Genomic DNA, 23,772 nt, shown 5'->3' with positions numbered 1-23,772 from the left:
TGCTCCAGAATCACGCCCTTGGGTCTGCCCGTGGAGCCCGAGGTGTAGATGACGTAGGCGGCGTTCTCCATGCGAACGCCACTGTCGGGATTGCCGGTGGGCGCGGCGTCCGCGGGCGCGTCCAGCCAGAGCGTCCGCACCTGTGGCGCGCGCCACCGCTCCTCCGCCGCGTGGGTGCTCACCATGAGCGCGGCGCCCGAGTCCTCCAGGATGCCGTCAAGCCGCTCCTTCGGGTACGAGAGGTCGAGCGGGACGTAGGCCGCCCCCGCCTTCCAGATGGCGAGCAGGCCGATGATCATCTCGAACGACCGGGGCACGGCCAGGGCCACCAGCTTCTCCGGGCCGGCGCCCATCGCGATGAGCTGGTGCGCGGCGCGGTTGGCCCGGCGGTTCAGCTCGCCATACGTGAGCGTCTCCTGCCCCAGCTCGAGCGCGATGGCCTCCGGCGTCCGCTCCGCGTGTTCCTCCACGAACCGGTGGGCCGGGACGTGCCGCGTGGGCGTCACCACGCGGCCCTGGGTGAACGCGGTGACGACGCTGCGCTCCTGCTCGGGGAGCAGCGCGAGCTCCGACAGCCGCTTCTCCGGATGCGCCACCGCGTCCGCGAAGAGCACCTGGAGGTGCGCGACCATCCGCTCGATACGGTCCGCGTCGAAGAGGTCCGTGCTGTACTCGATGACGCCGGCCAGGCCCTCGCGCGTGGGCTCGAAGCTCAGGGTGAGGTCGAACTTCGCGCTCTGAATCGCCAGGTCGATGGGCTCCAGCGCCAGCCCCGGAAGGCGCAGGTGGCCCTCCGGGGTGTTCTGCAGCATCAACATCACCTGGAACAGCGGGGCGTGGCTCAGGTTCCGCTCGACCCCGAGCGCCTCGACAATCTTCTCCAGGGGCACGTCCTGGTACGCGTAGGCCTCCAGCGCGGAGGCCCGGACGCGCGCGACGAGCTCCTCGAAGGTCGGGTTGGCGGACAGGTCGATGCGCAGCGGCAGCGTCCCGACGAAGAACCCAATCAAGGACTCCAGCTCCGCGTGGTCCCGGTTGGCCACGGGCGTGCCGATGACGATGTCCTCCTGCCCGGTGATGCGCGCCAGGTAGGCCGCGAAGCCTCCCATGAGGACCATGAAGCTGGTTCCTCCCGTGCGCAGGCTCAGGGCCTCGATGGCGTCGCTCAGCCCCTTGCCCAGAGCGATGCGCTCGGTGGCGCCGCGCATGCTCGTCCGGGGTGGGCGAGGCCGGTCCATGGGCAGGTCCAGGGCCGAAGGCGCGCCCTGAAGCTTCTTGCGCCAGTGGTCGAGCCGCTGCTCCAGCACTTCGCCCTGGAGGTGCCGCCGCTGCTGGTACGCGAAGTCCAGGTAGTCGACGGGGAGCTCGGGCAGCGTCACTGGCTGGCCGGTGACACGCCCGGCGTAGAGCTGGGAGAGCTCTCGCACGAGCACGCTGATGGACCAGCCATCACCGACGGTGTGATGCAGCGTCGCGACGACGACGTGTGCCGCCGCGTCGAGCCGGAACAGCTTCGCGCGGAACAGCGGGCCATTCGTCAGGTCGAACGGCCGCGCGGCCTCCTCCGCGATGAGCAGGCGGAGCGCCTCGGGGGACGTCGCTGCCAGGGAGACCTGCTCGAACGGAACGTCCTGGTTCGCCCGCGGCTCCTGCCACACGCCGCCATCTCGCTCGACGAAGCGCATCCCGAGCACCGGGTGCCGCCGGACGATGTCGGACAGGCTCTCCTGGAAGGCGCTGACGTCCAACGTGCCCGTCAGCCGCAGCGCCATGGGCAGGTTGTAGGCCGCGGTGCCGGGGTAGAGCTGATCCAGGAACCAGAGCCGCTCCTGGGAGAATGACAGCGGAATGGCGGCGCCCTCGGGCGCTCGTTCAATCCGGGCCAGCGTCAGCGTCTGGCTTCCCCGGCGAGCATCGAGCACCCGGCTCAAGGAGGCGATGGTGGGATTCTCGAAGAGGTCGGTGACGCGGAACGCGGCGTCCACTTCGCCGCGAATCCGCGCGACGACCTGCATCGCGAGCAACGAGTGCCCGCCCAACTGGAAGAAGTCCTGCTCGCGTCCGACAGCACCGCGACCCAGGACCTGCTCGAAGGCCCGCGCGACGGTCGCTTCCGTGGGCGTGCGGGGCGGCTCGGACGTGCTCTCCGTCTGCGCTGGCGCGACGGGAGCGGGGAGCGCACGCCGCGCGACCTTGCCACTGGGCGTCCGGGGCAGCTCGGGCAGCGGCACGAACAGCGCGGGGACCATGTACTCGGGCAGGTCCCTGGCGAGGAAGTCCGGCAGCTCGGCCAGTGGCACCGTCTCCGGGACGACGTAGGCCACCAGTCGCTTTTCGCGCGTGGCCTCACCGTCGACGATGACCGCCGCATCGCGAACGTCGGGGTGGGCACACAGGGCGCGCTCAATCTCGCCGGGCTCCACGCGGAAGCCGCGAAGCTTCACCTGGTCGTCCGCGCGGCCGAGGAACTCGAGGGTCCCCTCCACCGTCAACCGGCCGAGGTCGCCAGTCCGGTACGCCCGCACAGGGGGAGACAGCGGCAGGTCGACGAACCGCTCGGCGGTGAGGTCCGGCTGGGACAGGTATCCGTCCGCGAGGCACGTGCCCGCCAGATAGAGCTCTCCGGGGACACCCACCGGAACGGGACGCTGGTTCGCGTCGAGCACGTGGACCGCGGCGTTGGCGATGGGGCGCCCGATGGACGGCAGCCCGGGCCAGTGCCGCGGGTCGCCCTCCAGCTCGTGCGCCGTCACCACGTGCGACTCGGTGGGACCGTAGTGGTTGTGAAGGCGCTTGCCACCTTCCTGGAACCAGCGGCGGATGGGGTCGGTGATGCGGAGCTGGTCTCCCGCGGTGATGACCTCCGCGAGTCCCGGCACGCGGTGCTCGGTGCGCAGCGCGGCCTGTGCCAGATGGTGGAGCGCCACGGCCGGCAGGAAGAGGCGCTGGACGCGCGTCGCTTCGAGGAACTCGGCCAGGGCGTCCGGGTCGCGTCGCGTGCCTTCGTCGATGAGGACCAACGTGCCACCCGAGCACCAGGTGGAGAAGGTCTCCTGGAACGACACGTCGAAGTTGAGCGGCGCGAACTGGAGCGTGCGCAGGGGGCGGGCTTGTTCGGTCTGCCACTCGATGAGGTTGACCAGGGCCCGGTGCGGCATGGCCACGCCCTTGGGCTTGCCCGTCGAGCCCGACGTGTAGAGGACGTAGGCCAGATGATGCGGCTCCACCCGGGGGCGCGGCGTCTTCGCGGCAGGCGCCTCCGTGTCATCCAGCAGGACCTGCGTCAGGCCCTGGGACGGGAGCAGACCGCTGTACTTCTTCTCCGTGAGGAGCACGCGCGGCCTGAGTTCCTCCAGCATGTAGCGAAGGCGCTCAGGCGGGTACGTCGGGTCGAGCGGCACATAGGCGCCGCCGGCCTTGAGGACCGCGAGGAGGGCGACCTGCGCATTGATGGAGCGGTCCAGACAGATGGAGACCCGGACCCCCGGGCTCACGCCCAGTGCGCCCAACCGGTCGGCCAGGGCTTCCGCGGCCTCATGGAGCTGCCGGTAGGTCCGCGTCTCGCCCCGGTGCTCCAGCGCGACCACGTCCGGCGTCTTCTGGGCCTGCCGCTCGAACAACTCGGGGAGGGTGCGACCGGTGTACCTGCGCTCGGTGCGGTTGAGGTCGGCGTACAGGCGCCGCTCTTCGTTGGACAGGAGCGGGAGCTCGGAGGTGTGAAGCTCGGGCTCCTCGGCGATGGCCTGAAGCAGCCGGCCGAGGTGCGCGGCCATCCGGTCAATCCGGTCCGCGTCGAAGAGGTCCGTGTCGTACTCGATGCTGCAGGCGAGCGCGCCCTCGCGCGGCTCCACGAAGAAGGTGAGGTCGAACTTCGACGTCGAACTCTCCGGCGCTTGAAGCTCGGCGCGGACACCGGGGAGCTGGAGCTCGCCACCGCTCTGGCCCTGGAGGACGAACATCACCTGGAACAGCGGGTTGTGCGCCAGTCCACGCGGCAGCTCGAGCGCGGCCACCAGCTTCTCGAAGGGCACGTCCTGATGCGCATAGGCCTCGAGCGCCATCTTGCGGACGCGCAGCAGCAGCTCGGAGAACGTCGGGTCTCCCGACAGGTCGACGCGGAGCGCGAGCGTGTTGAGGAAGTACCCGACCACGCCCTCCGTCTCGTGCCGGTCGCGGTTGGCGACAGGCGAGCCAATCACCACGTCCTCCTGGCCACTGATGCGCCCGAGGTACGCGGCGAAGGCGCCAAGGAGGGTCATGAACAGCGAGGCCCCCGAGCTCCGGGAGATGGCCTCGAGCCGCTGGCCCAGCGGCGCTTCGAGCACGAAGCCATGGGTCTTCCCATGGAACCGCTGCCGTTCGGGGCGCGGACGGTCGGTGGGAAGCGGCAGGACGGGCGGGGTCTCCTTCAAGGCTTCACGCCAGAAGGCAACGCTCTCGTCCAGGCGTCCGGACTCCAGCCGCTGCCGCTGCCAGGCGGCCCAGTCCGCGTAGCGAATGGGCAACGCGGGCAGGACCGGCTCCGTGCCGCTCACGAGCGCGGCATACACGACGCAGAGCTCGCGCAGCAGGACCCCGACGGACCAGGCGTCGGCGATGATGTGGTGCTGGTTGAGCACCAGGACGTGGCTGTCGGGCGCCAGCCGGAAGTGACGCGCCCGGAAGAGCGGGCCCTCCGTCAGCGAGAAGGGCGCGGCGACCTCCTCGGCGATGCGTGCGTCGAGGAGAGCAGGGGCGCAGTCCTCGCTCACGAGCACGGATGCGGCGGTCGCCTGGACTCTCAGGACGGGCAGGCCTCCACGGTCATGGAAGGTGCTCCGGAGCGCCTCGTGGCGTTCAACCAGGAGCTGGAGCGTCCTCGCGAGCGCGCTGCTGTCGAGCGTCCCCTGGAGCCGGAGCACCAACGGGACGTTGTACGCCGCGCGGTCCCCTCCAAGCGCGTCGATGAACCACAGGCTCTCCTGGCCCGGAGCGACGGGCGTGTCTTCCGACAGCGCCACACGCGGGATGGGCTCGACCGCCGTGCCCTGTCCCGACAGCGTCTCCGCGAGCTGCGCGATGGTCCGGCGCTCGAAGATGGCTCGGACGGGAACGTCGACGCCGAAGGCCTCGCGGGTGCGCGCGATGACCTGGGTCGCCTTCAGCGAATGGCCCCCCAGGTCGAAGAAGTCATCGTGGATGCCCACGCGCTCCTGGCCGAGCACCGCGCTCCAGATGCCGGCGAGAATCTCCTCATGGGGCGTGCGGGGCGCGGCTGACGCCACTTGCGGCTGGGCCTCCAGCGCACGCGCTTCAAGCGCCGCGGTGTCGACCTTCCCGTTGGGCGTGAGCGGAAGCCGGTCGATGACGATGACTCGACTGGGAAGCATGGCGGCGGGGAGCTTCGCCGCCAGAGCGCGCGTGAGCTCGGCCGCGTCGGGTTGGGGCACCCGGTCGCTGGCGGCGAACGCAATCAGGCGAACGTCGCCGTTCTGGCGCTGCGCCTCGCTCACCACGGCCGCGGCGGTGACCCCGGGGTGGGCCGCCAGCGCGGCCTCGATTTCGCCGGGCTCCACCCGCACGCCGCGAACCTGGACCTGACGGTCCGCGCGGCCGTGGAACGCGATGGCTCCACCCGGAAGGAACCGGGCGAAGTCGCCGCTCGCGTACATGCGCGCTTCGGGCACGCCCGCGAACGGGTCGGGGACGAAGCGCTCCGCGTTCAGGTCCGGCCGGTTCAGGTAGCCCCGGGTGACGCCCGCGCCACCGATGTACAGCTCTCCGACGACGCCCGGGAGGACGGGACGCCGCTGGCGGTCGAGGATGTAGATGCGGGCATTGGCCACCGGCCGCCCAATGGAGGGCAGCCCTTGTCTGCCATCCGGAGCGACGGTTCCGGACGTCGCCACCACCGTCGTCTCGGTCGGGCCGTAGTTGTTGACGAGCTGGAAGGGGAGCCCCGCGGGCGGTGTGACGTGGAGCCGGTCGCCACCCGTGAGCACGAAGCGCAGCGCGCACGGCGAGGGCCACGGCAAGGCGAGCACGGCCTCGGCGACCACCGTCGGGAGGAAGCTGATGGAGATGCGCTGCGCGACCAGCCAGTTCGCCAGGTCGGCGGGCGCGCTGGAGAGCTCGGGCGGGACGAGGTGCAGCGTGGCGCCCGCCGCGAGCGTCGGCCAGATTTCCCAGACGGCGGCGTCGAACGCGGTGCTGGCGACCTGGGTCGTCCGGTCCTTCGCCGTGAGGCCGAAGGCCTCCGTGTGCCAGGAGACCAGGTTCATCAGGTTCCGGTGCGTGACCAGGACGCCCTTGGGCGCGCCGGTAGAACCCGAGGTGTAGATGACGTAGGCCAGGTCATCCAGGCGCACCGGCTCCTTCGCGGGAGCGTCGGGCGTGTCCGTCTCCGTCAGGACGCGGGAGACGTCGAGCCGGGGAACGCGCGTGTCCTCGATGGGGTCCGCACCCGTGTTGAGGATGGCGACCGGCGCCGCATCGCCCACGATGTAGGCGAGCCGCTCTGCAGGGTAGTTGGGGTCCAGGGGCAGGTAGGCCGCTCCCGCCTTGAGCACGCCCAGGAGGGCCACCACCAGCTCCACGGACCTGCCAATACACACGCCGACGATGCGCTCCCGTCCGGCGCCCAGTTGGCGGAGGTGCAGCGCCACGCGCTCGGCGCGGCTGTCGAGCTCGCCGTAGCTGATGGACTGTCCGTCGGGGCCCACCACGGCGATCGCGCCGGGCGCGGCCCGCTCCAGCAGCGTCGTCACGGGGGCGGTGACGTCGAACGCGCGGGGATTCTGCCCCCACTCCGCCAGCACGCGCTGGGCGGCCTCTTCCATCAGGTCGATATCGCCGACCGTCTTCGCGCCCGGCAGTGCTTCGAGCGCGGCTTCCAGCAGCCGCGCGATGCGCTCGGCCATGGGCCGGGAGAACGCGTCCGCCGCGTACATGACGCGCAGCTCCAGCGACTCACCCGGGATGGCGACCAGCGCCAGCGGGTAGCTGATGCGGTCGTGCGTGTTGACGGAGCTGATGGTGAGGCCGCTGCGAGGCAGGAGCGTCGAGGCGTCGAGCGGATAGTTCTCGAACACCAGGATGCTCTCGAAGAGCGGCCGGTCCTTCGGCGCGTCCGACCAGTGCTGGATGTCCGCCAGCGACGAGTAGCTATACGGCTCGACCGCGCCCTGTTGGGCCTGAAGCCCCGACAGGAAGGCGGCGACGGGCGCCGTGCCGTCCAGCCGCGCTCGCAGGGGCAGGGTGTTGATGAAGAGCCCGACGATGGACTCGGAACCGGCCAGGTCGGCGGGGCGTCCCGAGACTGTCACGCCGAAGATGACGTCGTCCGTGCCTGTCGCCCGCGCCAGCACGAGCGCCCACGCGCCTTGAACGAGCGTGTTGAGCGTCAGCCGGTGGGCCTTCGCGAAGCCCGCGAGCCGCGCGGTCAACTCCGGCGACAGCCGCTGGGTGACCTCCGGCTGCGTGTCGCCCGCCGGTCCGCTGACGTCCTGCCGCTCGGTGAAGGGCAGGGGCGTGGGTTGCTTGAAGCCCTGCAGCCGCTCGCGCCAGAAGGACTCCGCGCGGGCGGGGTCCTGCTCCTGGAGCCAGGCGATGTAGTCGCGGTAGGGGCGCGCGGCTGGCGGCAGCGACGCGACGCCGTCCTCGAAGGCGCCGAGCACCTCGCGGAGGACGATGGAGAAGCACCAGCCGTCCAGCAGCAGGTGGTGGTACGTCCACACGAACAGGTGGCGCGCGTCGTCGAGCCGGATGAGGGCGCAGCGAATCAAGGGCGGGGTGCCCAGGTCGAAGCCCTGGAGCCGGTCCTCGCGCAGGAAGTCGTCAACCCACCGCTGCCGCGCGTCCGCCGGCAGGTGCCGGATGTCCTCGACGCGCCAGGGGACCTCGGCCTCCACCGCGACGACCTGGAGCGGCTTCTCCAGCCCTTCCCAGAGGAAGCCCGAGCGCAGGATGGGGTGCCGGGCGAGGACGTGCTGCCAGGCCTCCTTCCAGCGGCCAATGGGCAGGTCCCCCCGGACCTCGCAGCTCAGTTGCTCCACGTACATGCCCGCGCCGGGCTCCATCAGCGCGTGGAAGAGCATGCCGTGCTGCATGGGGGCGAGCTCGTAGATGTCTTCAATCGACTCTTCTGACGTCATGGCGCTGTCCTGCCCCTCACCATCCACCTGGCTCATCGCGGCTTCTTGGTCAGCGTGAGCACGCGCTTCAAATCCTTGGCGCTCAGACGCGCCGCCGGGAAGTCGGACGCCACCCGGACCGCCGCGGCGGGCTCCGCGCGCTCGCGAATCATCGCTCGCACGTTGGCGTGGAACTCCGCGTTCAGCCGCTCGATGGTCTCCTTATGGAAGACCTTGGCGCCGAACGTCCAGTCGAGGCGGAGCCGCTGGCCCGCTTCGACCACGGCGTTGAGCTCGATGCGGTGGGACCGGGTGGCGCCCGGCGCGTGCAGCAAGCCCAGGCCCTCCCTGGCGCGTCCTCGCACCACGCCCTGCGTCGGCACGGCGCCCATCTGTCCCAGGTAGTTGAAGACGATGCCTGCGTTCGGAATCGCGCCGAGCCTCGAACGAATCGACGCATCCGGCGACAGCGCACGGAGCACGCCGTAGCCAATGCCGCCACGCGGCGTCCGGCGCAGCGCGTCCTTCGCGCGGGCCAGCGTCTCACGCACGCCTTCCCGGGCGCCCACGTGCAGGCGGAGCGGGAAGAGCGCGGTGAACCAGCCCACCGTGCGGCTCAGGTCCACGTCCTCGAACAGGAACTCGCGTCCGTGGCCTTCCAGGTCGATGCGAACGGTGCTGTTGCCGGACCAGCCCGTGAGCGTCCGGGCGAGCGCGGCAATCAGGGCCTCGTTGACCTTGACGTCATACGCCGTCGGGACCTCGCTCAGCAGCAACTGGGTCTCCTCCGCTTCCAGCCACGTCACGAGCGTACCCGCGTCGCTGACCGTGTCCGGGGCGTGGGGATCGCTCAGCGGCAGGTCCTGCGAGTCGTCGCGCTGCGCCGTGGCGAGCCACGCGTCGAGCTCGGCCCGGGCGTTCGGCGTCGCCGCATACGCTTCGAGCCGCTTCGCCCAGTGCTGGAAGGACGTCGTCTTCGGCGGGAGGCCGACCTCCTGGCCATTCGACAGCTGGCTGTACGCCGTCAGCAGGTCCTCGATGATGATGCCCCACGACACGGCATCCACGACGAGGTGGTGGGCCACCAGCGCGAGCCGCGCGGAGTCCCCGCCCAACCGCAGCAGGGCGGCGCGCATGAGCGGGCCCTGCTCCAGGTCCAGGGCCTCGTGGAGGTCGGCGAGCGCCTCCTCCACGTGCTCGCTCCCGTCCACGTCCAGCGTGTCCAGGGGAATGCCAGTCTGTGCTTCCTCCTCCGCGTGGAACTGCGTCCAGCCGTCCCCGTCCTTGCGGTAGCGGAAGCAGAGCGCGTCGTGGTGGCGCTCCACCGCCTGGAGCGCGCCGCGAAGCGCGGCCAGGTCAATGCCTGGCTCCACGTCGAGCATCACCGCCATGTTGAAGTGCTGCGGCCCGGCGCGGTTCTGGTCGAAGAACCAGTGCTGGATGGGGGTGAGGGGCGCGCTGCCCGTCACGAGCCCCTGCTCGGCGTTGACCACCTGGGTACTGGAGGCCACGCGCGCCAGCTCGGCGATGGTCTGGTGCTCGAACAGCTGGCGCGGACGCAGCCGGAGGCCCTGCTGGGTGGCGCGGGAGATGATCTGCAGCCCGAGGATGGAGTCACCGCCCAGCGCGAAGAAGTTGTCGTGGATGCCCACGGACTCCTTCTTCAAGACGGTGGCCCAGATGCTGGACAGGACCTGCTCCTCCCGCGTCCGCGCATCGGCGAAGGCGGCGGGCGCCTGGGCCTGCACGGGGTCCGGCAGCTTCTTGCGGTCCACCTTGCCGCTGGGCGTCAGCGGGAAGGACTCCAGCACGACGAAGTGCGCGGGCACCATGTAGCTGGGGAGCTGGCCCATGGCGTGGTCGCGCAGGGACTGAATCGTCAGCGACGCGCCCGGCCGGCCCACGGCGTAGGCCGCGAGCTGTCCCTGGTGGACCACGATGACCGACCGCTGGACCGCGGGGTGACTGTCGACGACGGCCTCCACCTCACCCAGCTCGATGCGGTAGCCGCGCAGCTTCACCTGGTCGTCGATGCGGCCCAGGAAGTCGATGCTGCCGTCGGCGCTCCAGCGCGTGAGGTCACCGGTTCGGTAGAGCCGGGCATTCGGCGCGTCGGAGTACGGGTCCGGGATGAAGCGCGTTCGGGTGAGCTCGTCGAGCCCGTGGTACCCACGCGCGAGCGCCACGCCGCCCACGTACAGCTCGCCCGGAACGCCGATGGGGACCTGCCGTTGGTCGGCATCGAGGATGCGCGCCACGAGCCCTGGCAGGGGCCGGCCGATGGACGGCGCGCCCGTGTCGCCCTTCTTCAGCTCGGCGACCGTCGCGATGACGGTCGTCTCCGTCGGGCCATAGGCGTTGACGAAGCGCCGGGTGTCCGTCACCCACTTCTTCACCAGCTCCGCGGGGAGCGCCTCTCCGGCCGTGACGAGCACGCGGAGGTCGGGATAGGCCCCGTCCGGCAGCGTCGCGAGCGCGGAGGGTGACAGCACCACCTGGGTGATGTGCTTCTCCGTGAGCACCGTGGCCAGGGCCTCGCCCACGCGCGCCGTTTCATCGGTGGGCAGCACCAGCCGGGCGCCGCTGGCGAACGCCATCACGATGTCCCAGACGGACACGTCGAAGGACAGCGACGCCGCCTGCAGAATCCGGCTGTCCGGTCCGAGCCCGAAGAGCGGGACCGAGGCCACGGCGATGTTCGCCACGCCCCGGTGCTCCAGCACCGCGCCCTTCGGCTTCCCGGTGGAGCCCGAGGTGTAGATGACGTAGGCGGCCGAACTCGCGTCGGGGAACGGCAGGGTGGCCGGCCCGGCGTGCTCCGGCAGGGGCTCGTCCATCCACAGCGTCTGGCCCCGGAAGCCCGGCCGCTCGCCCAGGGCGCGCTCCGTGAGCAGCACCTCCGCGCCCGAGTCGTCCAGCATGTGGCCCAGGCGCGCCTGGGGGTACTCCGGGTCGAGCGGCACGTACGCGCCGCCGGCCTTCCACACGCCCAGGATGCAGGTGATGAAGTCCACCGACTTCGGCAGGCAGATGGCGGCCCGCTGCTCCCGTCCGAAGCCCAGCGAAACGAGGTGCCGGGCAAGGCGCGTGGCGCGCCGGTCGAGCTCGCCGTAGCTCAGGCGCACGTCGCGATGCTCCAGGGCAATGGCCTCCGGTGCGCGCGCGACCTGCGCCTGGAACAGCTCCACCACCGAGCCGGGCGCGGGCGGGGCGCTGGGGCCCTGCTCCCACTTCGCCACCAGGCTGGCTTCGCTCGCACCCAGCAGCGCGAGCTCGGGCACCCGGCGCTCCGGTGCCTGCACCGCTTCACGGAGCATGACGACGAGGTGCTCGGCCATCCGCTCGATGCGCTCGCGGTCGAACAGGTCCGCGCTGAACTCGAGCAGACCGGCGAGCCCATCCGAGGACTCCTGCATGGACAGCGTCAGGTCGAACTTGGCGGTGACGCTGTCCAGGTCGAGCAACTGCACGTCGAGCCCGTCCAGCGCGGGCGGTGAGAACGGCGCGTTCTGGAGCGCGAACATCACCTGGACCAGGGGCTGTCGGCTGAGGCTGCGCTCGGGCGCGACCACCTCCACCAGCTTCTCGAAGGGCACGTCCTGGTCCGCGTAGGCGTCCAGGGCCGTGCGCCGGACGCGCGCCAGCAGCTCCAGGAAGGTGGGGTCGCCGGCCAGGTCCATCCGGAGCGCGAGCGTGTTGACGAAGAAGCCAATCAGCGGCTCCGTCGCCGCGCGATTCCGGTTCGCCACCGGCGAGCCGATGATGAGGTCCTTCTGGCCGCTCAGCCGTGACAGGTAGGCGGTGAAGGCCGTCAGCAGCGTCATGTACAGCGTGGCGCCTTCCCGGCGGCTCAGCTCCTTCAGGCGCGCCGTGAGGGAGCGGTCCACGTCGAAGCGGACCACGCCTCCGCGGTACGTCGGCGTCTCCGGCCGGGGCCGGTCGCTGGGGAGGTTGAGCGACGTGGGCGCCCCCGCCAGGCGCAGCTTGTGCGCTTCAATGGACTCCGCGAGCGCGCCGTCCCGCAGGAGCTGCCGCTGCCACAGCGCGAAGTCCGCGTACTGGACCTGGAGCGGCGGCAAGGCCAGCTCACGCTGCGAGCGCAGCGCGTTGTAACCGGCCGCGAGCTCACGCGCGAGGATGCCCACGGACCAGCCGTCGGAGACGACGTGGTGCATGGTCAGGACCAGCACATGCTCCACCTCCGAGATGCGGAAGAGGCGCATCCGGAGCAGCGGACCCCGCTCCAGGTCGAACGGCCGGGAGACCTCCAGGCCCGCCTGGACCTGGATGAGCTTGAGCAGCTCCGCCTCCGAGGCTCCGGTCGGGCGGACCAGCTCCTCACTGTGCGGAAGCTCGACCGTGACATTCGTGGAGATGGCCTGGAAGGGCTGCGCGCCCTCCGCCGGGAAGCAGGTGCGGAGCACTTCGTGCCGCTGGACGATGGCGTCCAGGCTCTGCCGCAGGGCCTCGTGGTGGAGGGGCCCGCGGAGCCGGAGCACCAGCGGGATGACGTAGATGGGGGCCCGCGTCTCCTCGATGCGGTCCACGATCCACAGCCGCTCCTGGGAGGAGGACAGCGGGATGCGCTCCGGGCGCTCCATGGGCCCGGTGAAGTCGACCGCGGCCGCTCCGGGACGCTGCCGCTGCTGTTGGACGGCCGCCACGAGCCCCGCGACGGTGGGGCCCGCGAAGAACGTGCGCAGGGGAATCTCCACGCCCAGCACGGCGCGAATCCGGGACACGACCTGCGTGGCCAGCAGCGAGTGGCCGCCGAGGTCGAAGAAGCTGTCATGCACGCCCACGCGCTCCGCGCCAAGGAGCTCGGCGAAGATGCTGGCCAGGATCTCCTCCTCGCCGTTGCGCGGCTCGACATAGGCCGTCTCCAGGCCCTGTGAGACGGACGGGACGGGCAGGGCGCGCCGGTCCACCTTGCCGTTCTCCGTCAGGGGAATCCGGTCGACGACCATGATGCTCGCGGGCACCATGTACTCGGGGAGATTCGCCTGCGTCCGCTTGCGCAGCTCGCTCTCCAGGCGGCGGTCCACCCGGCTCCGGAGCGGATCATTGGCGCGGCGCGCCCCCGCGACGGCTTCCGGTGCGCTTCCGAAGAGGGCCACGGGCCCCCGCGTCGCCTTCGCGGCCGGGCTGAAGACCGCGTCGAAGGAACCGTCCACGCCGCCGCGTGACCAGTCCAGGGCGACGTCGAGGGACAGGGCCTCCGCGAGCTGGTGGAGGGACTCGGGGTCGATGCCAGGCTCCGGGTCGCTCGCGGGCGTCGTGGCATCGCGGTCCAGCACCCGCCGTCGGAGCTTCTCGAAGAAGCCAGGCCGCGCGGACGCTCCATCCGTCACGCTCGCCAGCGCGTCCAAGGAGGCCTCGACGCGCGCGTTCCGGATGCCGCGCAGGCCGACACGCCGCGTGCCGTCCTGGGCCAGCCGGGCACGGAGCTCGGACAGGCTCACGTTGCCCGGGCCCCAGGCCACGTCGGCTGCGGTGCTCGGCGGGGTGTCCAGGTGGATGAGCACGTCGTAGCGGAAGCGCGTCAGCTCGTTCAGGCACGCGCCCCGCTTCGGGCGAATCTCGACATGGGTGAGGCGGGGGATGCGCTCCTTCAGGGCCCAGAAGAAGTCCGGGGCGAGCACCAGCTCCTCTTCCGCCGCCATGCGCTGCGCCACGCGGTCCTTGAGCACCTGCGGTTCGAGCGTGCCAGACGCCTGCGCCAGGACGATGGACGCGTGGAACGCCTCCAGCAGGCGGAAGTTCCGCACGTCACCCACGAAGATGACGCCGCCCGTGTCCAGCCGCTGTGCGGCCTTCTCCAGGGCCAGGGCGAGGTACTCCGCGCTCGGGAAGTACTGGACCACCGAGTTCAGCATCACCGCGTCGAAGCGCATGTCGCCGAAGGCGATGCTGTCCAGTTGGTCCGCCGCGCAGTGGAAGAGCTTCGCGTGCTCCAGCCCGGCCGACTTCGCCGTGACGCCCCGGAGCATGTTGACGACGACACCCGAGACGTCCGTGGCCCAGTACGCCTCCGTGGACGGCGCGATCCGCGTGAGGAGCAGCCCGGTGCCGCAGCCGATCTCGAACACGCGGCGGGGCGCCCGCACGAGAAGCTGGTGCACCGTGTGGTCGACCCACTCCTTCATCGCCTCCGCGCTGAGCGGCGCGCCGGTGTAGCTGCTGTCCCAGCCCGCGATGTTGAAGCGGGGGTCCAGCTGCGGCTCGCTGGCCGAGCGTGCATAGAGGTCGTCGTAGAGCGCCTTCCACTCTCCCACGTGCGTGTCACCGACGCCGCCGTCCGCATCCGAGGACAGGAGCGTCTGAGCGGCGTTCTCCCTGGGCACGACGTAGGCGGCGATGCGCCGGTCGTCCGCGCCGCGCTCATGCGTGGTGACGTAAGCATCCGCGACCGCCGGGTGCGTGGCGAGCACCGACTGGATTTCACCCAGCTCGATGCGGAACCCGCGAATCTTCACCTGGTCGTCGATGCGCCCCAGGTACGTGAAGCCGCCATCCGGGAGGCGGATGGCGAGGTCGCCCGAGCGGTAGAGCCGCCTGCCCGGCGAGGACGGGTCTTCGATGAAGCGCTGCGCGGTGAGCTCGGGGCGCTTCAGGTAGCCGCGCGCGACGCCAGCGCCGCCGACGTACATCTCTCCCGGGACGCCGGCCGGCACGGGCTGGCCGTGCTCGTCGAGCAGGTGCAGCTCGAGGTCCGGGAGCGGGCGCCCAATGGGGCTCGCGGCGGAGGTGAGGTCGGCCTCGGTCACCCGGTAGTACGTGACATGCACCGTGGTCTCGGTGATGCCGTACATGTTGATGAGCTGCGTGTCGGCGTCGCCATACCGGTCGAACCAGGGGCGCACGGTCGCCGCGTCCAGTGCCTCGCCGCCGAAGATGATCCACTTGAGGCTTCGGCCGCCCTTGCCATCCGCGATGGACGGCGCGCGCGTCAGCGCACGGAACGCGGACGGCGTCTGGTTGAGGACCGTCACGCCTTCACGCGCAAGCAGCTCACCGAAGGCCTCGGGCGCGCGCGTCATCCAGTGGGGCACGACGACCAGGCGCCCGCCGTACAGCAGCGGCCCCCAGAGCTCCCAGACGGAGAAGTCGAACGCCGCGGAGTGGAACAGCGTCCAGACGTCATCCGGCCCGAAGCCGTAGAGCGGCTCCGACGTGGTGAACAGGCGGGTGGCGTTGGCGTGGGTGACGATGACGCCCTTGGGGCGCCCCGTCGAACCGGACGTGTAGATGACGTAGGCGGCGCTCTCCGGCGTGATGGCCGGCTCGGGGTTCGGCGCACGCAGGCCGCCCTGCCAGTCGAGCGCGTCCACGAAGACGGTGGACACACGCTGCGTGGGGAGGTCACCGGTGCGGCTGGACTCGGTCACCAGCGCCGCGACCTCCGCGTCCTCCAGAATCAACGCGAGCCGGTCCTTCGGGCTGGCGGGGTCCAGCGGCACATAGGCGCCGCCGGCCTTGAGCACGCCGAGGATGGAGACGACCAGCTCCGCGCCGCGGTCGACGCAGATGCCCACCAGGGACTCCGGACCCACGCCGTGGTCGCGCAGCGCGTGAGCCAGGACGTTCGCCCGGGCGTTGAGCTCGGCGTAGCTGAGGTGCGTCTCGCCGAAGGTCAGCGCGGTGGCGTTCGGGCTGCGCTCGGCCTGGGCCTCGAACCACCCCGTGAGCGTCCGCGCGGTGGTGACGGCCGGGGCGTTCTCAGCGCGAGCCTCGTGTACGGGGGCAGGGGCCTTGACCGTCAGGGACAGCCGGGCCACCGGCGCGTCCGGCGCGCGGACCATCTCCTCGACCAGCTTCTCGAAGTAGCCGCGCCACAGGGCGACGGTGTCGTCGTTGAAGAGGGCGCGGTTGAAGCGCAGCACGCCGGAGAAGGCGCCCCGCGTCTCCCACAGCTCCAGCGTGAGGTCGAACTGTGATTCCTGGTCGCTGAGGGGGAAGGGCTCGAGCTCCAGGTTGCCCCAGTAGACACGGGCGTCCTCGTCGGGCGAGGCCCACAGCGCCATGCCGCCGCCACCCTCGCGCGACGCGTGGTGGACGATGGACGCTTGGAAGAGGGGAGACACGCCCGGACGGCGTTCGATGCCCAGCCGCTCCACGAGCGATGCGAAGGGGAGGTCCTGGTGGGCGAGCGCCTCATGGACGACGGTGCGCATCCGGCCCAGCAGCGTCCGGGTGGAGGGCGCACCGGAGAGGTCCGCGCGCAGCGCCACCGCGTTGGCGAAGTAGCCCACCACGTCATGGAAGGCCGAGCCGGGCCGGCCCGCCGTGGGCGAGCCAATCAGGATGTCCTCCTGCCGCGCCAGGCGCCCCAGCAGCGCGGCATAGGCGGACACGAGCACGACGAAGGGCGTGGCCTCGGCGCTCTGCGCGAGCGCCTTGATGCGGGCCGTCAGCTCCGCGGAGAGGCGGAAGGGGCTCGCGCCGCTCCGGTTCGTGGCAATGGCGGCCCGGCTCCGGTCGGCGGGCAGCGCCAGGATGGGAAGCTCACCGGCGAGCTTCTTGTGCCAGTAGTCCCAATGGGCGCGCCCCGCGGCGCCGGACACCGTCTCCGCCTGCTGCGCGACGAAGGCGGCGTAGCTGCCCGTGACGGGCGGCAGGGACGGCTGCTCGCCGCGCGCGATGGCCTGATAGAGCTGGTTGAACTCCTGCTGGAGGATGCCCGCGGACCACCCGTCGTAGACGATGTGGTGGACGGTCATCAGGAGGACGTGGTCCTCGGCACCCAGGGAGAAGAGGTTGCAACGGAGCAGCGGGCCCCGCTCCAGGGAGAACGGCTGACGGTAGGCGCGGGCCACCTCGGCCTGGAGCTGCTCGGGGCTCCAGCCCTGCGCGTCGACGTGGGTGAAGCTCGGCTCGAGCGTCGGGTGACACGTCTGGACGAGCTGCCCTTCCGCGGTGGACGAGAACGTGGTGCGCAGGGACGCGTGGCGCTCGGCCAGCATCCCGAACGCGCGCTTGAGCGAGGCCACGTCCATTGGCGAGCGGATGCGCAGCGCGAAGGGCGTGTTGTAGGCCGCGCTCTCCGGGTCCTGCTGGTGCAGGAGCCACAGCGCCTTCTGTCCGGACGCGAGCGGGGAGAGGCGGGGGGCCGCCTTCCCAGACTTCGCCATGAGCTCGGCGAGCAGCTTGCGCTTCGCCTCGAGCGAGAGGCCCTTCATGTTGTCAGCCGGGGTGCTCATGCCGTCTCCCTCTCCTGCGCCGTCTGCGCGGCGAGCATCGCCTGGAGGATGGAGTCCAGCTCGCTCTCCGACATGCTGTTCACCTGCTGCTCGATTTCGGCTTCCTCCGTCACCGGCTCCGGCTCCGGCGCGGGCGCCGCGGCGGCGGCACCGGACCCGTCGAACTTCGACGACAGGTTGGCGGCGACCTCCACCAGGCTCCCCGCGCGCAGCAGCTCCAGCGCGGGGACCTCGATGCCGAGCGCCTCGCGGATGGTCCGCTGGACCTGCATCGACAGGAGCGAGTCCACGCCCAGCAGGGACAAGGGCTTCTGCGGCTCCACCCGCTCCATGGGAATCTGGAGGATGCTGGCGAGCCGCTCGACGAGGAACTTCTGCAGCTCCGGCTGCCGCTCCTCCGGGGCCAGGCCCGACAGGTGGCCGCGGAGCTGCTCCGCCTCGCTCTGGGCGCCGCCCTGGGCACTGCCCAGCAGGTGTGACGTCCTGGCGGACTTGCCCAGGTGCGGGGCGGCGCGGCCCAGCTTGGACCACTGCACGTCGAAGAGGCCCAACTGCGGCGTGCGCAGGCGCAGCACCCGCTTGAGCGCGGTCAACACGGTGGCGGGCGCCATCGGATTGAGGCCGAGCGATTCGAGGTACGTCCGCACCGCTTCGTCCTGGGCCATGCCGAACTCACCCAGCACGCCCCAGTGGATGCTGATGGCCGCCAGCCCCCGCGCGGCCCGGTGCTCCGCGAGCGCGTCGAGGAAGCTGTTCGCCGCGACGTAGTTGCCCTGACGCGGGTTGCCAATCAGCGCGGCGACGGACGAGAACAGGACGAAGAGGTCCAGCGGCCGGTCCTGCGTCAGCTCGTGAAGAATCCACGCGCCGCCCGCCTTGGGCGACATGACGCGCTGGATGCGCTCCAGGTTCAGGTCGGGCATCGGCGCGTCGTCCAGCACGGCCGCCGTGTGCAGCACGCCCTTGAGCGGCGGGTGCGTGGCGTCGATGCGCGCAAGCAGCGCCCGCATGTCGTCCAGGCTGCTGACGTCCGCGGCGGCCGCGGTGACGCGAGCGCCAGCCGCTTCAAGTTCCTGGACCAGCTCCCTGGCTTCCGGCGTGGAGGCGCCCTTGCGGCCGGTGAGCACCAGGTGCCGCGCACCCTCCGCGACCATCCAGCGGGCGAGCGCGAGGCCGAACCCGCCGAAGCCGCCGGTGACGAGGTACGTGGCGTTCGCCTCGAAGAGCGGCTCGTCCGCCGCCGGAGCGAGCGCGAGCGGCTCACCACCGGCGAACGTCAGCGTGAGCCGGGCCAGGCCCTGGTCCCGCGAATGCTCCGCCAGCCAGGCCGGTGCTTCTTCCGCGCGGGTGACGGGCCAGGACTCGGTCGGCAGCGCCGGCAGCGTCGGGTACCGGCCGAGGACGGACTGGAGCCGCGCGGCGACGTCCTGGGGACGCTGGCGCAGCATGGCCGCGACGTCCACGCGTGCGCAGGCCGCGCCACGAGGCCAGGCGGTGGCGAACAGGCCCTCCGCTGGAGCGAGCGGGCCCGCGTCGACGAAGCGCCCGAAGGCTCCGAGCACACGGGTGAGGGTGGGCTCCGCGTCGCAGGACGCGTTCACCAGCAGGTCCACGCCCGCGCCGTCCGTCCACGCCAGGAGGTCTTCCGGGAGGGAAGGGGAGCGCCGGTCGAAGACGCGGACACCGTCCGGCACCTGGTGCGCGCCGGCGTCCAGGATGATGGCCGTCCGGGCTCCCGCCGCGCGGCCGAGTTCGACCACGGCGGTCCCCACGCCACCAGCGTCCCCGATGACGAGGAGCCGCTCGGAGGGCTGGAGGTGACCATGCACATGGAGCGCGTACTCCGCGCCGAGGAAGGGCAGCAGCCGGCCCTGAGACGTGCCGGCGCTGACGAAGTCCCGGTCCAGGCGCAGCACCACGTGCGTCCCGACAACGGGCGCTTCTTGCGCGACCAGCGCCTGCACCACCTGGCCGGCCGTGAAGCCCTGCGCGGCCTCGCCCACCGCCACGACGACACCGCCCACCTCCAGCGGCCAGTGCGTGTCGGATGCACGCCGGCCCTGCACGGCCGCGGCGCGGGTCAGCGTCACGTGGGTGACCTTGATTTCGACCTCTCCGCGCGCGGGCGGCTTGCGCGTGGCGCGACGCGGCCGGCGCTCGGCGCCGTCGAGGGCGATCTCGAACACCTGCTCCTCCCCGGCCGGCGCGGGCGTCCCCTTCGTCTGGGCCTCCCACTCCGGCAGGGGCTTCGCGCTGAGGCGGCGGACGAAGCGGCGGGTGTCGCGCAGCGCGACCTCTTCCTCCTGCGTCTCCGCCAGCAGCTCGCTCGCGAGCCGTTCGATCAGCTCCGGCTGCGACGCCGAGGCGCCCTTCGGCAGGTCGATGGAGCGGGTCCGCAGGTGCGGGAACTCCGCGGGAACGACGCGCGCGAAGCCAATCAGCGGCGTGGCGGACAGCGCGCCTAGCGCGTCGCCCGGGGCCGCGCGCTGTGCGTCGCGGGTGACGATTCGCAGCGACGCGCCATCGCCCGGCGCCAGGGCCAGCACCACGTCGAGCAGCGCCTGGACGTCGTTCGACTCAACCCCCGGACGCGCGTCCAGGCCAGCGAGGTAGGCAACGTGCTGGATGCGGACGCGGCCCACGGCCTCCACGACGGCACGGACGTCCTCCGCGTTTCCGGGGCGAATCTGGAAGCGGTGGTTCGACTCGCGGACGAACGTCTCGCCCCGCGTCACCAGGACCAGGTCCTGGATGCCAGTCCGCTCGAGCTCACGCGTCAGCTCGGCGCCGATTCCGCCCTGGTCGGCGAAGACGAGCCAGGTGCCCTGGCTCTTCGCGGGCAGCTCCTCGGCGGTGGCCTCGAAGGCGTGCGTGTACGTCCAGTCGTAGAACGCCGGCCTGGGCACGGACTCCTCGCGGTCCGCGAGCGCGGCGCACTCGACGCCCGTCAGCCTCGCGGCCACGCGGCCCTCGCCGTCCAGCAGCGTGATGTCGCACTCCAGCGTGTGGGCCGTGCGCGCCCGAATCCGGGCATGGCACCACAGCGCCGCGTGGGGCGCGGGCGGGGTGGAGAGCTGGATGCTCCGGCAGCCCATGGGCAGGTAGAGCCGCGTGTCGTCCTCGGGGAGCCAGGACACCATGGCCTGGAGGCACGGGTCCAACCACACGGGGTCGAGCAGCATCTGCGAATCGGCGGTGATGCGGGCCACCTCCGCTTCGGGGAGGACAATCTCAGCCAGCAGCTCCTCCTCGTTGCGGCGCAGCGTGCGGATGCCGCGCAGGCTGGGGCCGTACTCGAGCCCTCGCGTCGCCAGCATCCGGTACAGCGCCTCGGTGTCGAGCGGCGCCTCGGCGTGGATGCCGAGCTCACTCACCCGGGCCTGCGTCTCCGGCGGCGTGTCGACGTTCCGGCGGATGCGCGCGGTGGCGTGGCGGGTCCACGCCGTGCGGTTGTCGCGCGGCCGGCTGTGGATGGTCACCGTCTGAGCCGTCTCGTCATAGGTGGTCCGGACGACGGGCTCGTCATGGCCCGTGACGACGAGCGCGTTCTCGAACCGCACCTCTTCCAGCGCATGCGGCTCGGAGAGGCCCATGGCGCGGCGAACGGCGAGCGCCAGCTCGACGTAGGTGGCGCCAGGGACGACGAGCGAGCCCCGGACGCGGTGGTCCTGGAGGCACGGCAGGAAGCGCGCGTTCAGCCCGCGCTCCCAGGTGGGCAGCGGCGCGGAGACGCGGGGCCCGAGCAGCGAATGCTCGTCCGAGCCCCGGCGGTCCGTGAGGGCCTCCTCCGACTCGTGCCAGTGCTTCTCACGCTGCCAGGGGTAGGTGGGGAGCGGCGTGTAGCGCGAGCCCTGTGGATAGAGGCCGCTCCAGTCGATGGGGATGCCCGCGACGTAGAGCTCTGCCAGGGCCTTGGTGAACGTCTGGTGCTCGGGCTCCTGCCGCCGGAGCGAGGTGAGGACGCGGCCCTCGACGCGGGCCTCCGCGCAGCACTCCTTGATGGACGCCAGCAGCACGGGGTGGGGCCCCAGCTCGATGAAGAGCCGGTAGCCGTCCTTCAGCATCTGCCCCGCGGCCTTCGCGAAGAGCGTGGGCTCGCGGATGTTGTCGCACCAGTACTCCGCGTCGTAGGCGATGCCCTCGACGCGCCCGCCCGTGACGGTGGAGTAGGTGGGCAGGTGCCCGGCGGAAGGCTGGAGCGAAGCCAGGCAGCGGCGCAGCTCCGGCTTCAGGCCCTCCATGGCGGGGCTGTGGTACGGCACCTCGACCTTCAGGATGCGCTGGAACACGCCGCGCGCCTCCAGCTCCGCGGCGATCTCCTCGATGGCCTTCGCGTCACCCGACAGCGTCACCGCGTTGGGGCCGTTGATGGCGGCGATGGACACCAGCGCCTCACGCCCCCGGATGGCGGCGCGCGCGCCTTCCTCGGAGAGCCCCACGGCGGCCATCTTGCCCTGACCCGCGGCCTTGGCCTGGATGCGGCTGCGCTCGTAGATGACGAGCATGGCCTGCTCCAGCGTGAAGCGGCCGGCGGCATAGGCCGACGCGACCTCACCCGCGCTGTGGCCAATCACCGCCGCGGGGGTGATGCCCGCGCGCCGCCACATCTCCAGCAAGCCAAGCTGGAGGAACGTGTTCGCGGGCTGCGCGATGTCCGTCCGCGCCATGTTGGAGGACTGCTCGTCCGCGAGCATCTGCTCCAGCAGCGACCAACCCGCCAGCCGCTGGAAGAGGGCGTCGCAGCGGTCCAGGGTGGCGCGGAACAGCGCGTCCTGCGCGTAGAGCTCCCGGCCCATGGCCCACCACTGGGGCCCCATGCCGGTGAACACGAAGACGGGTCGGGCATCCGCGGCCTGGAGCGTCCGGCCGGAAGCGCCCAGCTCGGCGGGGTTGGCCGACGCGAAGGACGACAGCCGCGCAGTCAGGTCGGCCACGTCCTCGGTGGCCAGCAGCGCCAGCCGGTGTTCATGGTGGCCGCGGCGCGTGGCCGCGGAGAAGCAGAGGTCCGACAGCGAGGCCGACGACGGAGCGGCGAGCAGCTCCGCGTAGGACTGGGCCAGGGCGCGCAGGGCCTCGGGGCTGCGGGCGGAGAGGGGGAGCAGCCACGGCGCCGGAGTGCCGTCGGCGCGGGCCTGCGGCTCCGCGGACGGCGCCTGCTCGATGACGCAGTGGGCGTTGGTGCCGCCATAGCCGAAGGAGTTGACGCCCATCCGCAGCGGCTCGTCCTTCCGGGGCGCGAGCGCTTCGAGCGCGCGGGGGATGCGGATGCCCAGCGTGTCGAAGGGGATGGCGGGGTTGAGGTCGCGCAGGTTGGCCTGCGGGGGCAGCTGCCGGTGCTGCAGGCACAGGCTCGCCTTGATGAGCCCGGCGACGCCGGCCGCGGCCTCCAGGTGCCCGATGTTGGCCTTGAGCGAGCCGACCCAGGGGCCCTGGCCGTCCTCGCGCTTGGAGACGGCGCCCAGGCCCCCCAGCTCCGCCGGGTCTCCCACGGCGGTGCCCGTGCCATGGGCTTCGAAGGCATGGATTTCAGTGGGGTCCAGCGCGGCGCTGGCGCAGACGCGGCGAATCAGCGCTTCCTGCGCGCGGGAGCTCGGCGCCGTCATGGACTCGCTGTGGCCGTCCTGGTTGACGCCCGTCCCTCGAATGACGGCGTAGACGCGGTCCTGGTCCCGGACCGCGTCGGAGAGCCGCTTGAGCACCACGATGCCGGCGCCCTCGCCACGGCCGTAGCCGTCCGCGCGCGTATCGAAGCTCTTGGAGTACCCGTCCGCCGACAGGAACTTGCCCTTGCTCATGGCCACGAAGATTTCGGGCCGGAACATGACGTTGACGCCACCCGCCAGTGCCAGCGACGTGGTGCCGCTCCGCAGGTCCTGGCACGCCAGGTGGACGGCGACCATTGACGAGGAGCACGCCGTGTCCAGGGAGATGCTCGGCCCCTGGAAGTCGAACATGTACGACAAGCGGTTGGAGAGCACCGTCATCGTGGAGCCCACCGCCGTGTGCGGTCCGATGAGCTCGCGGTTCATCGGTCCCATGTGCGTGAGCATGCTGTCGAGCATGAACCCGCCGACGTAGACCCCCGTGGGGCTGCCCGCGAGCTGGTCCGCCGGAAGGCCCGCGTCCTCCAGGCTCTCCCACGCCACCTCCGCGAGCAGACGCTGCTGCGGATCGAGCGTCGCCGCCTCACGGGGCGAAATGGAGAAGAAGGCCGCGTCGAACGTATCGATGGCCTCCTGCAGGAAGCCGCCCGACCGCACGTACGTCTTGCCTGGCTTGTCCGGGTCCGGGTCGTAGTACCGGCGATGGTCCCAGCGCTCCTTCGGGACTTCGACGATGGCGCAGCGGCCCTGGGTGAGCAGCTCCCAGAGGTGGTGTGGTGACCTCGCGCCCCCTGGAAAGCGGCAGCCGATGCCAATGATTGCGATGGGGTCGTGGTCATTATTGGACGCTGCGCTCAT

The 23,772-nt window shown here is 71.4% G+C and carries 3 protein-coding genes (1 of these 3 only partly in view); all 3 read right to left on the bottom strand.

The features are described from left to right. Tightly spaced (each overlapping or abutting the next), the 3 genes in view from G4D87_RS07655 to G4D87_RS07645 form a layout consistent with a single transcriptional unit that may run on beyond the window. Window positions 1–8,168: the 5' portion of a non-ribosomal peptide synthetase gene (locus tag G4D87_RS07655; RefSeq protein WP_163780437.1), read on the bottom strand. The gene continues 5,263 nt to the left of window position 1, outside the view; only the first 8,168 of its 13,431 coding nucleotides appear in the window; it begins with the start codon at window positions 8,166–8,168; the stop codon falls past the left edge of the window. Further along, a complete protein-coding gene (locus tag G4D87_RS07650; protein ID WP_163780435.1) occupies window positions 8,165–17,311 on the bottom strand; it encodes a non-ribosomal peptide synthetase in 9,147 nt (3,048 codons plus the stop codon). Before G4D87_RS07650 ends, G4D87_RS07655 begins: the two co-directional genes overlap by 4 nt. Continuing rightward, a complete protein-coding gene (locus G4D87_RS07645) occupies window positions 17,308–23,772 on the bottom strand; it encodes a type I polyketide synthase (RefSeq protein WP_163780433.1) in 6,465 nt (2,154 codons plus the stop codon). The genes G4D87_RS07650 and G4D87_RS07645 overlap by 4 nt, the downstream gene beginning before the upstream one ends.

This window comes from Myxococcus vastator, from assembly GCF_010894475.1.
Taxonomy (GTDB): domain Bacteria; phylum Myxococcota; class Myxococcia; order Myxococcales; family Myxococcaceae; genus Myxococcus; species Myxococcus vastator.
This window is presented reverse-complemented; position numbering and strand designations above follow the sequence as displayed.

Excerpts from the sequence above, each read along its gene's own strand:
- G4D87_RS07645 (WP_163780433.1), bottom strand. The coding sequence starts at position 23,772 with ATGAGCGCAGCGTCCAATAATGACCACGACCCCATCGCAATCATTGGC.
- G4D87_RS07650 (WP_163780435.1), bottom strand. The coding sequence starts at position 17,311 with ATGAGCACCCCGGCTGACAACATGAAGGGCCTCTCGCTCGAGGCGAAG.